The following is a 14,151-nucleotide window of genomic DNA, read 5'->3' on the forward strand; positions in this document are numbered from 1 at the left end:
CTTTCAATGGTTAAAATCCGGGTATAAAGGCGAACGCTTCGCTTCTTCAGATCGGTTCTGCTCTCTCCGTTAAAGTGTAAAAAAAGGTTAACTTACTTAGTTAGTAGTAACGGAATGCTGCTTCTGTCTTGTTTTCCATTTCTCGCGAATGATGGGCATCACGGTCCGTCCGAAGATTTCTGCCTCTTCCAGATGCGGGTAACCGGATAAAATGAAGGTTGTCACGCCCAGATCTCCATATTCCATCAAACGTTCTGCGACCTGTTTTGCTGTACCTACAATAAGGATCGCACCGCCGGAACGCACAACGGACAAGCCTGTCCACAGGTTGGGACCTACGACAAACTGCTGCTTCTCGGACAGTTCACGTAACTCGTTTTGTCTGCGTTGGTTGGTTGCATCCGTTTCGGCAAAAGCGGCTTTGGCTTTCTCAATCGCTTCTGGTGGTACTTTGCTAATAATCTCCCAAGCTGCTGCCCATGCTTCTTCCTCGGTATCCCGAATGAGCACTTGTGCACGCATGCCATAACGGAGCTGACGATCTTGTCCGGTTTCCTCTTTCACCTGCTGACGGATGACCTCAATCTCTTCGATCTGCTCCTGAATCCAGTCATGAGGCTCGCCCCACATGAGGAACGTATCTGCATGTTCAACAGCGACCTTTTTGGCAATTGGTGAACTTCCTCCCAGATAGAAAGGTGGATGCGGATTTTGCACCGTCTCCGGCATGCCTACTGGTCCTTTGAAATTGTAATACTGACCGTTGAATTTAGGATTGGGATCACTGGGTGCATCTGCACCAGATTTTGAACCACTTCCGGCAAACTCCGTCAGGTTCAGTCCCGTCGATTGGGTCCATGACCGCTTCATGACTTCCATATACTCGCTCGCTCGTACATATCGTTCATCATGCGCATGTGCCAGTGGATCGCCGAGTTCCTCCAGATCTCGAACAGAACTGCCTGTCACCACATTGATCATGGCGCGACCACCAGAGAGCTGATCCAGTGCGGCTCCCATTCGTGCAGCGAGTACCGGTGTAACCAATCCCGGGCGAATAGCGACAAGGGGACGCAATGTCTTCGTGTGACTCATCACAGCCGAGCCGACCACCCACGCGTCCAGACAGGCTCCCCCTGTCGGAATCAGTACAAATTCGAATCCTGCCTTCTCCGCCGTCTGTGCCACATCGATCAGATAATCCAAACTTGGCTCCCGCTCCGGTGCAACCCCTACATACTTACCATCCCCTGCTGTAGGCAAAAACCATCCAAACTTCATTTCTTCCTGTTCGCTCACAAAAGTCAATCCCTTCTATGAATAAATAAAGTCTCATGTTAAAAAAGTTACCGTTACGCCTCCTTGACGTTCCGGTTACGAATCGTTCTTACGATCACTGTTATCTCCAGATTTTTTGATTCCCTTTTCAAAGGGAAAATCCGGAGATAAAGGTGAACACTACGTTTCTTCAGAATCGATTTCGTCCCCTCCACTACGTTGGCATCTCTTAAACTTATTTTTAAAGTGCGCCTAATTTCTGATCATTTTATTCGTATGAAAGCTCCAAATGCCGATTAATTAACTTGGTTTAATAGGTATGGACATCATATCAATTGATTTGTCTGTGATCAATGTCATTTCGCGGCAATTTTATTTTGTCATTTTGTGGTTTTTTCTCAGATTTAGGTCTTCTTGATCTTGAATATATATAAAACCCACCTGTATAATAGGTTTAAATACGTGTTCAAAAAGTCTGGTTTTCAGTACCGAGAAGATGGAATGAAGCTAGAAATGGAGTAGCGGAGCGTAGGAAAACTACGTGAGCAACCACAATGTTTCCAAAGGAAACATACTTCGTAAGCCTCCCGCTTATTTCGGCTGAATTTCAGCTTCGATGTTGATGATGCCACTAGGCATGATTCGTAATCAAAAGTGGACTTTTTGAACTACATCTGTAAGCGAAACTTTTAGATCGTATCTACGATACTTATACAATAAAGAGGTGTTCCTGATGACCGAGAGCATGAAGGAGGACCACCATGAGTTTTTGGATATTATTTTCTTTACTCCATCTGAATTCGAGAAAGCTGGTGGCGCCTGGCCGATTCGTATTGGCCGCAATATAGCCAAGACCAACTATCACATTGGCCCTCGTACCACACCTTATCATTATTTGCTGTTTGTGCTGGAGGGGGAAGGTACATTCATACAGAACGGACAGCGTCATGCCCTTCGAGCCAGGGATGCGTTCTGTCTGTTTCCTCATGTTACCCATGAGTACTGGACGGACCCGAAAGACACGTTGCAGAAAATATTTATTGCCTTTGACGGTGCACATGCAGCCGAACTGCTATTTCGAATTGGACTTACACCCGACTCACCGTATCGTTCAGGTGTACTGACGCCGGAGACTGCAAGCGCCATGCGCTCGTTCATGGAGGATGTTCGCAAACCGCAGGACGGAGCGAGCGATCTGGGACGACTCACCCGGTTTCTAAGCCTCTTTGACCGGATTGCCCGTTCTCCCGCAACCAAAGGATTGCAACCGGATTCAGCCACGCCTTGGCTTCAGAAAGGCAAGGAATACATTGACATTCATTTTGCAGGCGGCATCTCTGTGGAAGGTGTGTCCTCTCATGCGGGTGTGGATCGAACCCATTTTGCCAAACAGTTCCGCAAAGCCTATGGTCTGTCCCCTGTGCAATATATCCAACAATTGAAAATGAATCAGGCCAAACGTCTGCTCGTGCAGACGCCGCTAAGCTTAACTGAAGTGGCTCATTCCGTAGGTTATCCGGACTTGTTCTCCTTCTCCAAAGCGTTTAAAAAGCAAGTCGGGCTGCCGCCCAATCGCTATCGTACAGCGGAGAGTACGAAAGAATAAGGGAGCGACCTTTCGCTCCCCAGCCTATACTCCATGCCTCATGCACCACGCCTAGTACGGTTGTGTAAAATGTCGCCTCTACCAAATAAAAATGGACTTCTGAGTTTCATATCCTGCACATCATACCTTGCAAAATCCATTACTGAATCCACCAACAAAAAAGGCAAGCCCCTTAACCCGGGACTTGCCTTCTTTCTATACTATAGTCTTGACGCACGTACTTGAAACCATGAACTTTTTACGTTGACGTAACGCTATTCCTTCTCCTCATCCTTACGTGCAAGCGGAATGCCATTCTCCTTCGCATACCATGCTTCATAATGATGCACAGCCACACCTGCAAAAGAAGAATGAGAGGAGCCCAGATCGAACACCTTCGCCATCTCTTCATTCATATTGCTAACCGGTTTACGGAAAAAGGTCAGGTGATCCCCCTCGTGGGTATCCGCGAGTTCCGCTCCGATCCAGACTTTCTTGCCGAGATCATCTGCTTCGTCCAGTTCTTCCTTGGACAGATCATACATCTGCTGCCCACTATCCCGATAAGCCATAATGGCCACCGCATCAAAGTGGGAGATCACCCAGCGACTGAATGTACCATCACCTTCAGCCGACTGACGGGCATCAAGCCAGAACGGAATGGCAGCGCTCATATACAGTCCGGCATCCTCGCCGGCTTTCGTCCAGGCCTTCATGTTGTTCTGCCACTCTGCAATGACGCTGCTCTCCTCGTTCTCCCAGCGCTTCAGCTGATACGGCTCCACATCCAGTTGAATGCCCTGAAAGCGTTCATTCTTGGCAGAAGCTGCATTGTATGCTCGTACTCGCTCGATAAAAGCAAGTCCTTCATCCCGCTTCTCCTCATAGGCCCAATCTGCATGACCGTTAAGTCCATGCACTTCAATCTCAGCCTGCCCTGCAGCCGCAATGAATTTGCGGTATGTTGCATCAGGCACCTCATCCTGGATTTGAAGGAAGATGGTATCTACGCCCTGTTCTTTGGAAAAAGCAATAATCTCAGGCGTCTGTTCTGCAATAATGGACGCGTCCCACAGCCAGGTCGCTTTGTGTTCCTCCGTAGAGAACCATTTAAACATCCAGGACAGGAGCAGCAGGCACAACACCACAGCCAGAATGGCCCATTTCGCCATACCCACCAGCTTGACCCGTTGCCTCATATATTTCCTCAGACGAGCAACGCTTCACTTGGCTCAAGCACAGGATGCTGCACCGAGTGACCAATCTTGTAGATATGCGGATGTGTGTACGAACGGAAAGCATTACGTGTATCCAGAATCGGTACACCCATCTCGGCAATATCAAAGTAAGGCAAATCGCTGTGGTTGGTGATCAGCACGATGCAATCGTACTTCTTGAACTGCTCCAGATTGAACACTTCGCTGTGTACGGTCTCGCCATGTTTGTCCTGGAAGGAATCTGCATGTGGGTCGTAGTAGCTTACGTTAGCTCCACTTTCCTTGAACAGTTCATATACTTCCAGTCCTGGTGATTCACGCAGGTCGGCAATATTCGGTTTGTACGACATACCAAGGAGTAGAATATTGGATTTACGTACGGATTTAGCGTATTCGTTCAGAATCGTTGACGTTTTGTTCAACACATAATATGGCATGTTGTCATTGGTGGATTGCGCCAGCTCAATGAATTTGCTATAGAAACGGAAGCCTTTGGCTTTCCATGACAGGTACATCGGATCAAGTGGAATGCAGTGTCCACCGATGCCTGGGCCTGGATAGAATGGCATGAAACCAAATGGTTTCGTCGCTGCCGCGTCAATAACTTCCCAGATATCGATTCCCATGCGGTCGCACATCATCGCCATTTCATTTACAAAGGCAATGTTCACGCTGCGGAATGTGTTCTCCAGCAGTTTGGACATTTCAGCCACTTTAGGCGAAGATACCGGTACTACCGTTTCTACATATTTGCTATATAACGCTGTTCCAAGTTTCAGGCAGGCTTCAGTTGTGCCCCCGATCACCTTCGGCGTATTAAATGTTGTGAAAAGTCCGTTCGACGGGTCCACACGCTCAGGCGAGAAGCAGAGGAAATAGTCTTTACCTGCTTCATGTCCAATTTTGTCCAGCTCATCCTGGATCAGCTCTTCGGTTGTACCTGGATAAGTGGTGCTCTCCAGCGTAATCAGCATGCCTGGTTTCATATGCAGTTTGATCTGATCCACAACGGTCTCGATGTAAGACGTATCCGGGTCCTGATTCTCACTAAGCGGTGTCGGTACGCAGATACTGAGTGCGTCGATCACGCGCAGCATACTGTAATCTGTCGTTGGCTGGAAACGACCGCTTTGCATTACTTTTTTCAACTCATCGGACGAAATATCGTGAATATAGGAATCTCCTTGATAGATACTTTCTACTTTGGACGCATCCAGATCAATTCCGATTACCGTGAAACCTTGATTGACCATTTCCACGGCAAGTGGAAGTCCTACGTAACCGAGCCCGACGACGCCGAGTACAGCTTCTTTATTTTCAATCGCATTCAGTAATGTGTGGAATTGTTGATTCTCCATGATATTCCCTCCGGGCAGTGTATTTTGATGGTGCTTAAAATCCATATAAATAGATGAGTGTCTGTGCTCTAAATATTGCTCTAATCTATCTTCTAATGCAGGCAGCGTCTGATTCGGGCATCCAGCTCTACAGGGGAGAACGGTTTGGTCATGTAATCATCCACGCCGCTGCGGAAGCATTGACTGATCGTCTGCTCGACACGTTGCTCGGTCAACACGACAATTTTGGGCGGCTGCTCCATCTCCAGGTTCTGGATATGATGGATGAACGGCAAACCGTCGATGCCATACAGATTCAGCTCCGTGAGCACCAAGTCCGGTGTGACTTTCTCGATCAACTCCAGTGCAGCCAGTCCATCCACGGCTTCATAGGTCTCGTAGCCCTGCATTTTCAGTCGCAGCTGCAGGAATTCGCGTACCGTCGGATCGTTATCCACAATCAAAATTCGTTCCGGCTCGTCCGCCGTATTGTCCAGCGTGTAGATATGAATCTCCGACGAATCTACGAGCTTCGAGGATTCAGCCATATGCTGAATGGTTGCCTTCGAAGGGCGCTCCCCTTCCGGGAAACTGGCCAGTGTAATCTGTGGATCGGCACCGGGCACGGTTTCTTGCAGCTCATGCTTGATCCGAAGTCCTTCATAATGAACTTCATCCAGTGATAACCCTGGCAGAAGGACGGCAATCGCTTGGGTGGCCCCATCCTTCCACACTTGGAAAGCAGACTCGCTCGTCTGCTCCAGATGTGTCCTGACCTGCTGCTCAGGTTGAGAGTTTCCTGCACAATGGATGAACATTAAGCCGCATGTTTCGGCACCCGTTTCCTTCAATCCCTGTTCTACACTTCGGTACACATTAACGGCAGCCTCACGCTGCAATGTCGCCGTATTTGGCATGTTCTTTTCCACCCTTCTCCTCGATTATCTATATAAGTCCAAAAAATATTATTTACACTGACACTCCGATGACAGAACAGCCTTTCGATCACTGTTATCCCCAGATTTTTTGATTCCTTTATACAAGGGGAAATCCGGGGATAAAGGTATGCTTTCGATGCAGCTTTCTTTCAGAAAGCTTTTAGGTGCACGCTTCGCTTCTTCAGGCTTTTTCTGCCCTCTCCGTTATCGTGTAAATGTCTAGTTGGACATATAATTGCTTTGATTATTCTTTACTTAAGCGGCTTCGCTTGTTTTCTTCTCATCCTCGGACCAGCTTTGGCGTGTCATGGTACCCCATGAGTTGTTGTTTTGCATGAACTGCACATGTCCCTGCAATCTCCACAGTACGCCCAGCTGATGGTAACCCACGAATTTCAGCGCGGAGTAGACCAGCATTTTCACCAGATCGGAGAGCTTGTTATACCGTTTGAAAGCAATCTCCTCCAGGACAAGTGCGCCTACACTCAGCAGATAACCACTCACGAAGTTCAATAGTCCGAACAGAACCAGAATCGGCCACTGCGTCATATCCAAAAGCACATATCCGGCGAGAGCCAGAAGTCCGGTAATCCGGAAATACGGGTTCAGCGCTTCAAAAATAACGTTGTATGGCATGGTCACCATACCCATAACCTTATATTTCGGATTGAACAGCATGCCGCGATTCTCCAGCATGTTCTTCAGGTTCCCACGGCCCCAGCGCTTGCGCTGACTGGACAAGATCCGGTAGGAATCCGGTGCCTGCGTCCAGCATACGGCCTCAGGACAGAAGGCAACACGGTACTTCAATTTGTTTTCCAGCATGTAACGGTGGAGCTTGATGATAATGTTCATGTCTTCCCCAGGATAACCATCCCGGTATCCACCCACGGCGATAACAGCGTCCTTGCGGAACATGCCGAAGGCACCAGAGACAATGATCAGACCGTTCATGTGACTCCAGCCAATCCGTCCGCCCAGAAAGGCTTTGAGATATTCAATGGACTGGAACATGGGCCAGATTTTGCGTGGCAGCGACACATCTTGCACTGCCCCGTTTTCAATTTTGCAGCCATTAGCGATCCTTACATCTCCACCGATGGCTACTGTCTCTTCCGGATTCTCCATATACATGCGTGCCATGCGGATCAAGGCATCCTTCTCCAGCAACGAATCAGCATCAATGGAAGAGATCAGCGGATAATGAGACAGGTTGATCCCGGCATTGAGGGAATCGGCCTTTCCGCCGTTTTCCTTGTCAATGACATACAGATCCGGGAACTCCGGATTATGGTAAATCCCGCGAATTTTCTGACAGGCGATCTTGCCCCGAATCTTCGTATTGGGTACCGGCTTCAGCCGATATTCCTCCAACAAGATCTTCAGCGTGGCATCGCTGGAACCATCATTCACCACAATGACTTCATACGTTGGATAATTCAGCGTCATCAGGCAGTTCACATTTTCAATAATCGTCAGTTCCTCGTTGTACGCCGGTACCAGCAGAGATACCGAAGGCACCAGTTCCGAGCCTGACAATGTATTGTATTTGGAATAATGCGACCGCCGGAAGATCGTCCAGATGTTGCGGAACGATAAGGCCAGAATGGAAAAATAGAGCGTATTTACAAAAACAACATAGTAGATTGCGACCATGCCGTAGATTAATAATAGATCCCTAAGCAGTGTAATCCCCTCCTACCGTAGCGACACCTGTGCGTTTCTTGCTGGTTCTGTTCTCACGTACAGGGCCAAAATAGCGATCGTAGAGCAGTCTTTTTTTGTTATGTGCAATCATCTGCTCTACAGCTCTGTCATCGGTTCTCGTATGCTGCATGGTACTCTCGATCTGCTGCATCGCAATCTCGCGTTCAGCACCTGTACCTTGCACCGCGGCCTGACACAGCGCTTCGAATCCCGGTTCGCCGAGCTTGCTCAGACTCTCCGCACTGTTATAGCGAACTCTCCAGTCCTCATCCCGCAGCGCTTTGCGCAGCAATGGAATGCTGCCAGAAGCATGTTTCGAACCGAGCGCTTGTACAACTTCGGCACGAACTTCCGGGTCGGTATCCTGAATCAGCTTCAGAATTGTCTCATCCCGGAGCGCCGGACTTGCGCTAAGATACAGCTTCACTGCTTCGGCACGTACATCCTGATGTTCTGCGCCTACGAGTCTGTCCAGTGCAGGCATTACTTCAGGTACAGCCTGTCCCCACATGGCAACCAGTCCGACTTTGACAAAATCAGGGTTCCGGTCTTCCAGCAATTCGATTAGAATTCTGCTCGTATCCAGACTCGTTTCGAGCAGAATATCTGCTGCCAGATGGTGAATGGACTTGCCTTTGGTTAACAGCAATGCCAGCATGTCTTTCAGTTCACCTTGCCTGGTCGTACATCTGGAGATAGAACGACCAATCATAATCGCCATCGGACCTGGCTTCTCATCCTTTAACAATTCCATCAAGCCCGGAACAGCTTCGGGACAACGCATGCCACCCAAGCGATAAGCCGCATCAATCTGGCGACCGTAACGCAGACGGCCCAGTTCCTTCAGATCATGCTCTACGAATCCTGCTTCACGGCACAGTGTAATTAATTTGTCACGATATTCACCCTTGAACTGGTCGATCCATTCAATCAGCCTATCCTGAATGACTCTGCGTTCCAGCGGAGCTAGCTTGCCTGGTGGCAGTCTGAGCGGACTATTCTCGGTCAAGGCCGTTTGCAGATAGGTAAAGTAGTCACGCTGCTTCAATTCATAAAACGCCGTCTTGCGTCGTTTGCCGTTGTGGGACATTTTCATGGCAAACAATACGATGACGCCTACAACAACAAGTGCGATACAGATGTACAAAAACAGATAGGCCAAAGCCAAACTTGGAAACATGTGAAAAGGTCCTCCTTTATACTCATTTATTCGATCTGAAAACTAGGAATTTTTTCGTAGCTCTTCTTCATTTTTTCGTAGCTTAGCTTCAGCCGTTCACTATACTGCACCTGCTCCCAAGGCTGCCAGCTATATACTGGCAAAGTCTTCAGGTCCAGGGTCGTCTGTTCCCCCCCAGGCCAAGATACTTTCTTCGTGGCGCGATCCGTTAACCATGGAATCAGGGTAACGCCTTCCACAGCAACTGTGGAGAACTCACGTCCATTCTGGAGCGGTCCATAGTCGATCGCTTGCAGCGAACTCGGATCACCGAACCCGAGCAACATCCAGGGAATTCGCATCTCTACCTGATTGCCGTTATACTGCCATGCCGTTAATGAATCCGTATCGGACTGACCGGGAGCCGTTGTTCCCCGTTTCAATGTTCCGACCTTTTCATTCATGAATGGATGAGCAGATCGGGTATCCGGCGGTGTCATCCTCAAGCTGACTGCCAGATTCCATGGGTGGAAAGGATCTGTGGAATCCAACTGCTGATCTGGCAGCATATCGTATCCTTCCTTGCCGTACAGACGCTGGTTAAAGTCATAATCTTTGGCGATCTCCACCTGAGATTCTTCATCCTGCCCCAATGTAATCACCGTCTCAAGACCATCACTGAGCGTCCGCCCCGGGAGTAACTTATCAGGCTGACTGCCTCCAGCAAGTGTATCTGTGCCAATTCGCAGCACTGTCTTATCCGGGTCAAAAGGTTGATCCAAGGTCAGCCCAATATACAGATAGGCTTCATCATGGGTCATCTTCATTTCCTGAATGCCGTCCACTTGGCCCTGCCAGATGGTGACTTCTTCATCCTTCAGATCATCCCAGTCATCCAGTGTTCCATCGATGGTTAACTGTTCCTGTTTACCCGGGTCCATGGCAAGCAGACCAAACATCTTCTCGTTTGTCAGCACGTTCAGCCAATATGCTCGGCGATCAGCCGGGATTTCCAGTGGCATCGTGTTCCATGTTTTTTTGAACCACTCATCCTGCCACATGAATACAATCGCTCCCGAGTATCCTTCATCATAGATATCCTGCGTCAATGACGCATCAATATCTCCCTGCTCTACTTCGTTATGTCCACCCTGATTCCGGCCTCCCATACCCAGATGGGAAATGCCAAGAGAAGAGGGTACGCCATACTCTGTAATCATTACAGGCATATCGGAAAACTCGGCTTTCAGCTTGCGCAGATAACTTTTGTACGTGTTGTACTCACCGTTCTCATCCTTGATCGTTTGGAGCGTTTTATCAATATGGAACAGATCCGGGTAATACGGGTACACATGGTAGGCTGCAAAATATCCACCATCCCACGCCTCCGGCTGAATATGACGGGCATCCACACTCACGAGATCCTCTTCATACAGCGGCTCGCCGGGATGATCCAGCACATCGGTGGTTACCCAGTTGGTGAAGGTCATCGGATGCTCCCACCCATACTTCTTCTCCAGGACCGCCGTATGATCCAGTAGCTCTGCGAGCCAGTTCTCGAACGGTGATGCTTCTGGACTCGCCGAGAAATGAACTCCCTTGTACTGCGGTACGTCCGCATGTTTCGCGTTCGTATTGTCTACCATCGCCGGGTCCCACTCCGTACCCACATGCCAGGCCATCAGGTATTTTCCTGCATTCGTCTTGTATTTGCCGCTGGACTCTCCCTGCTTGGCAGGAATGTCCGCATCGCCATAGACAGCAGATACGGCCTTTTCAATCTCCTGCTTGAACGTCTGCTCAATATGCGCCGCATAGGCATCCTGCTTCTCAATCAGCTCTTCTTCAGGTGACCATATGCCCTGTATAAAATATAACGGTTGCTCCCGGCCGCGGTTATATTCGACCAATGCGGAGTAAAAAATCGGTTCGTGAACCGTATATACCCGAATTACATTGGCTCCCAGATCCTCGATCTGCTGGAACCACCGCAAGTAATCCTCTTTGGTCAGCGGGAATTCTCCCGGGTAATGCCCCGGTGAAGTTGCGCCCAGGTTGACACCTTTGACGAACATCTCCCTCCACGTTCCATCTGGCCCGTATTCCATGAACCGGTCTCCATCGGTCTTGAATTTCATCTCCGTGCCGTTCTCCGCTGTGTACGTAACGAGCTTGGGTTGCATATAGTGCCATCCGGCAAATATTCCACCGGTTACCACCACTGCTCCTGTCAACACCGTTAATAGCCAGCGTCTTCGTCTTTGTCTGCTCATGTCTTTAGATTGCTCACCTCTCTAATATGCATCCTGCTTCAACATCGAATGGTCCAACATGAAGTTTACGAACCTTTCCGCTTCGGATGTCCGCTTGGTAGAGATGTCAGCGGTGTAGTTCTCACTATAGCGCTAAGACTCTGCATTTGTAACTAGGCTGATGGAAGCAAACATGAAATGGAACATTCTGCCCATAATTCGTAAAAAGAGCCATCAACTAGCACCGGGACACCTCTCGGATATGTCTGATTTCCGAACACTAATATTTGCTGGAATCGCATAGTTTGGATACCCTGCTAATCTTGCAATTCTGGAACCTTTATTGTTATGTGCAACGCGGGTACAGGCAACGTTTGCCGTTTGAACACATACCCCATTAAACGCGAGTCATATTTTAAAGTTGCGGCCTATTTTACAGTATTAACCATAAAGATTACAAAATTGATACTATAGTCCGATAACGCATCAGCGATATTCCGCGTCACATCAAGGTTTTCTGAAAAATGCAGAAAATCAAAAAAGGACATCAGTCCCCCTCTATAGGACTGTGCCCATTTATAAACCTTTTACAAAAAGCTAAATGAACGCCCGGTCATCACCCAGAGGTCACAGATCTCTCACATTAAATGTAAAAAAGCACATCTTATTTCCTAATTTCTGCCTCTAATATAGCTAACCAATAATTGTGTCCAATTTGCAAAATAATTCCGGTTGCTGCATTTCGAATTGTCGGATATGCTTATAAAACAGGAACACTTGTTCCATACTGTAAATAAACTGTTAATTATCGATGTTCAAATAAAGATAATTGATGCTTAACAGATGAGCTTAGCATCACGGATAAGGAGAGAAGTCTTATGCCCCGCCAAGACAGACGTGTCATCATGCTGGCCGACTGCCAGTCATTCTATGCCAGTGTGGAGAAGTCTGCACATCCCGAATACAAGGACCGCCCCCTCGTTGTCGCGGGAGATCCGGCGCGCCGTTCGGGTATTATTCTTGCGGCCTGTCCACTCGCCAAGTCCTATGGAATCACGACAGCAGAACGACTGGGCGAAGCACTCGCAAAATGCCCGGATGTTGTTGTCGTTCGCCCCCGGATGGCCGAATACATTCGGGTGTCCCTTCATATTACGCGCATCCTTCAGTCTTACACCGATCTGGTGGAACCCTATAGTATTGACGAACAGTTTCTCGATGTCACCGGAAGCCTGGATCTGTTCGGCAGTCCCGAGACGATTGCGCGCAGCATTCAATCCAGAGTGATGGATGAGACGGGTGTGTACATTCGAATCGGTATCAGTGATACCAAGGTCGTCAGTAAGATGGCTTGTGACCTGTATGCCAAAAAAGTCCCTGGTGGCATCTGCACGTTGCCTCGCAAAGATCTGCCGTCCACCATCTGGGAGAAGCCTGTGCGAGACATGTTCATGGTTGGTTCCCGTATGGCGCAGCATCTCTACAAGATGGGCGTCCATACGATTGGTGATCTGGCTCAGACCCCTCTGTCCCGGCTGAGAGAACGTTGGGGTGTGAATGGAGAGGTACTGTGGCGTATCGCCCGCGGTATCGATGATTCCCCCGTCAAACCCGGGACATATGCCCATCAGCAGCAGGGTATCGGACATCAGATGACGCTGCCCCGGGACTATGACTCCTGGGAAGATATCAAAGTGGTACTGCTCGAACTGGCGGAACTCGTCAGCCGACGTTCCCGGGACAAATCGCTCATGGGTCATGTGGTGTCTGTTGGATGTCGCGGACAGGATTATGATCGGCCAACCGGTTTCTCCCGCCAGATGAAGGTGAATGAACCCACCAATATTACGGATGAAGTATACGATGCGGCGGCAGCTCTGTTCCTGCGCCATTGGGACGGATTACCCATCCGCCGCATCAGCGTGTCACTGACCGGACTTGTGCCTGATTCCGAAGTGCAGCTGTCCTGGTTCGATGACCGTGAACGCAAAAGAGAACTGGAGCGTGCCACGGATGATATCAAGCGCAGGTACGGAGATACCGCCATTATGCGGGCATCCTCTCTCTGCTCGTCAGCCCAGGCCCAGGAACGTTCTCATAAAATTGGAGGTCATTATAAATGAGTAAAAAATTGCAGCAAAACGGGATCTTCGAATCCTCACGCATGATGCTCCCCGAACACCGGGAAGCCTACATTCTTCATCAGGAACAACTCGCTCCTCGCACCCGCCCATCTCTGGATGCCCAGGCCGCGGAAGAAATGTCCCGTCTGCTCAGCAACTCGATGATGCTTGGGGATAGGGTCACTATTACGTTGTTTCACGAACATGACGATATCCGTTACACTGGTCAAGTGCTTCGGCTGGACCGTCCTGCCCGTACCCTTAGACTACTGATGGAAGATGGGTCCCGGGATATTCAGATGAACCTCATTACAGATGTGGCCCTAGCCAATGACTGAATTAATAACTGAAGGTGTATATACCCACCTCGATGTTGTGGATGTTCCATGATAGATGCAGCATGGTCGTTACCATGCAGGACTGCCTTCCTACACATCCTGATGAATACCAAAAGCAGCCGACGAAACATATCCCGACCATTCACTTCGTTCAAAAGAAGCAAAATATCGGATACGTGATTCATCGGCTACATATGAGGGTAGGGATTCTTTTTAA

10 protein-coding genes are annotated in these 14,151 nt (G+C 49.0%); 3 read left to right on the forward strand and 7 right to left on the reverse strand.

The features are described 5' to 3' along the window. Positions 1-96: 96 nt before the first annotated feature. Positions 97-1,281, reverse strand: coding sequence for an LLM class flavin-dependent oxidoreductase (locus tag PAHA3_RS14375; protein ID WP_062836111.1), 1,185 nt, complete (start codon positions 1,279-1,281; stop codon positions 97-99). A 730-nt stretch (positions 1,282-2,011) separates the two neighbouring features. Here PAHA3_RS14375 and PAHA3_RS14380 point away from each other — a divergent pair. Then, positions 2,012-2,884: a helix-turn-helix transcriptional regulator gene (locus PAHA3_RS14380; RefSeq protein WP_062835336.1), complete on the forward strand. Its 873-nt coding sequence runs from the start codon at positions 2,012-2,014 to the stop codon at positions 2,882-2,884. A 254-nt stretch (positions 2,885-3,138) separates the two neighbouring features. Here PAHA3_RS14380 and PAHA3_RS14385 read toward each other — a convergent pair whose 3' ends face one another. The 6 genes from PAHA3_RS14385 to PAHA3_RS14410 all read right to left on the reverse strand — a co-directional run bounded on the left by PAHA3_RS14385 (position 3,139) and on the right by PAHA3_RS14410 (position 11,494). Next, entirely contained in the window at positions 3,139-4,062 is a 924-nt protein-coding gene (locus tag PAHA3_RS14385) for a hypothetical protein (protein WP_062835337.1), read from the reverse strand. An 8-nt stretch (positions 4,063-4,070) separates the two neighbouring features. Continuing rightward, the gene (locus PAHA3_RS14390; protein ID WP_062835338.1) at positions 4,071-5,438 is read right to left on the reverse strand and encodes a nucleotide sugar dehydrogenase; all 1,368 of its coding nucleotides are present in this window, start codon (positions 5,436-5,438) and stop codon (positions 4,071-4,073) included. Between the two features lie 92 nt (positions 5,439-5,530). Beyond that, complete coding sequence (locus PAHA3_RS14395) at positions 5,531-6,334, reverse strand: response regulator transcription factor (protein ID WP_036674925.1); 804 nt, start codon at positions 6,332-6,334, stop codon at positions 5,531-5,533. A gap of 276 nt (positions 6,335-6,610) precedes the next feature. Beyond that, a complete protein-coding gene (locus PAHA3_RS14400) occupies positions 6,611-8,011 on the reverse strand; it encodes a glycosyltransferase family 2 protein (RefSeq protein ID WP_175623795.1) in 1,401 nt (466 codons plus the stop codon). Between the two features lie 22 nt (positions 8,012-8,033). After that, complete coding sequence (locus PAHA3_RS14405; protein WP_062835339.1) at positions 8,034-9,242, reverse strand: HEAT repeat domain-containing protein; 1,209 nt, start codon at positions 9,240-9,242, stop codon at positions 8,034-8,036. 26 nt (positions 9,243-9,268) lie between these two features. Then, positions 9,269-11,494, reverse strand: a complete 2,226-nt coding sequence (locus tag PAHA3_RS14410; RefSeq protein ID WP_062835340.1) for a hypothetical protein — start codon at positions 11,492-11,494, stop codon at positions 9,269-9,271. 857 nt (positions 11,495-12,351) lie between these two features. Between PAHA3_RS14410 and PAHA3_RS14415 the strand changes: the two genes are divergently transcribed. Continuing rightward, positions 12,352-13,596: a DNA polymerase IV gene (locus PAHA3_RS14415; protein WP_062835341.1), complete on the forward strand. Its 1,245-nt coding sequence runs from the start codon at positions 12,352-12,354 to the stop codon at positions 13,594-13,596. Next, positions 13,593-13,934, forward strand: coding sequence for a YolD-like family protein (locus PAHA3_RS14420; protein WP_062835342.1), 342 nt, complete (start codon positions 13,593-13,595; stop codon positions 13,932-13,934). The genes PAHA3_RS14415 and PAHA3_RS14420 overlap by 4 nt, the downstream gene beginning before the upstream one ends. Positions 13,935-14,151: the final 217 nt, after the last annotated feature.

Source organism: Paenibacillus amylolyticus, assembly GCF_001570725.1.
Classification (GTDB): domain Bacteria; phylum Bacillota; class Bacilli; order Paenibacillales; family Paenibacillaceae; genus Paenibacillus; species Paenibacillus amylolyticus_A.

Excerpts from the sequence above, each read along its gene's own strand:
- PAHA3_RS14400 (WP_175623795.1), bottom strand. The coding sequence starts at position 8,011 with ATGGTCGCAATCTACTATGTTGTTTTTGTAAATACGCTCTATTTTTCC.
- PAHA3_RS14420 (WP_062835342.1), top strand. The coding sequence starts at position 13,593 with ATGAGTAAAAAATTGCAGCAAAACGGGATCTTCGAATCCTCACGCATG.
- PAHA3_RS14395 (WP_036674925.1), bottom strand. The coding sequence starts at position 6,334 with ATGCCAAATACGGCGACATTGCAGCGTGAGGCTGCCGTTAATGTGTAC.
- PAHA3_RS14410 (WP_062835340.1), bottom strand. The coding sequence starts at position 11,494 with ATGAGCAGACAAAGACGAAGACGCTGGCTATTAACGGTGTTGACAGGA.
- PAHA3_RS14405 (WP_062835339.1), bottom strand. The coding sequence starts at position 9,242 with ATGTTTCCAAGTTTGGCTTTGGCCTATCTGTTTTTGTACATCTGTATC.
- PAHA3_RS14390 (WP_062835338.1), bottom strand. The coding sequence starts at position 5,438 with ATGGAGAATCAACAATTCCACACATTACTGAATGCGATTGAAAATAAA.
- PAHA3_RS14415 (WP_062835341.1), top strand. The coding sequence starts at position 12,352 with ATGCCCCGCCAAGACAGACGTGTCATCATGCTGGCCGACTGCCAGTCA.
- PAHA3_RS14385 (WP_062835337.1), bottom strand. The coding sequence starts at position 4,062 with ATGAGGCAACGGGTCAAGCTGGTGGGTATGGCGAAATGGGCCATTCTG.
- PAHA3_RS14375 (WP_062836111.1), bottom strand. The coding sequence starts at position 1,281 with ATGAAGTTTGGATGGTTTTTGCCTACAGCAGGGGATGGTAAGTATGTA.
- PAHA3_RS14380 (WP_062835336.1), top strand. The coding sequence starts at position 2,012 with ATGACCGAGAGCATGAAGGAGGACCACCATGAGTTTTTGGATATTATT.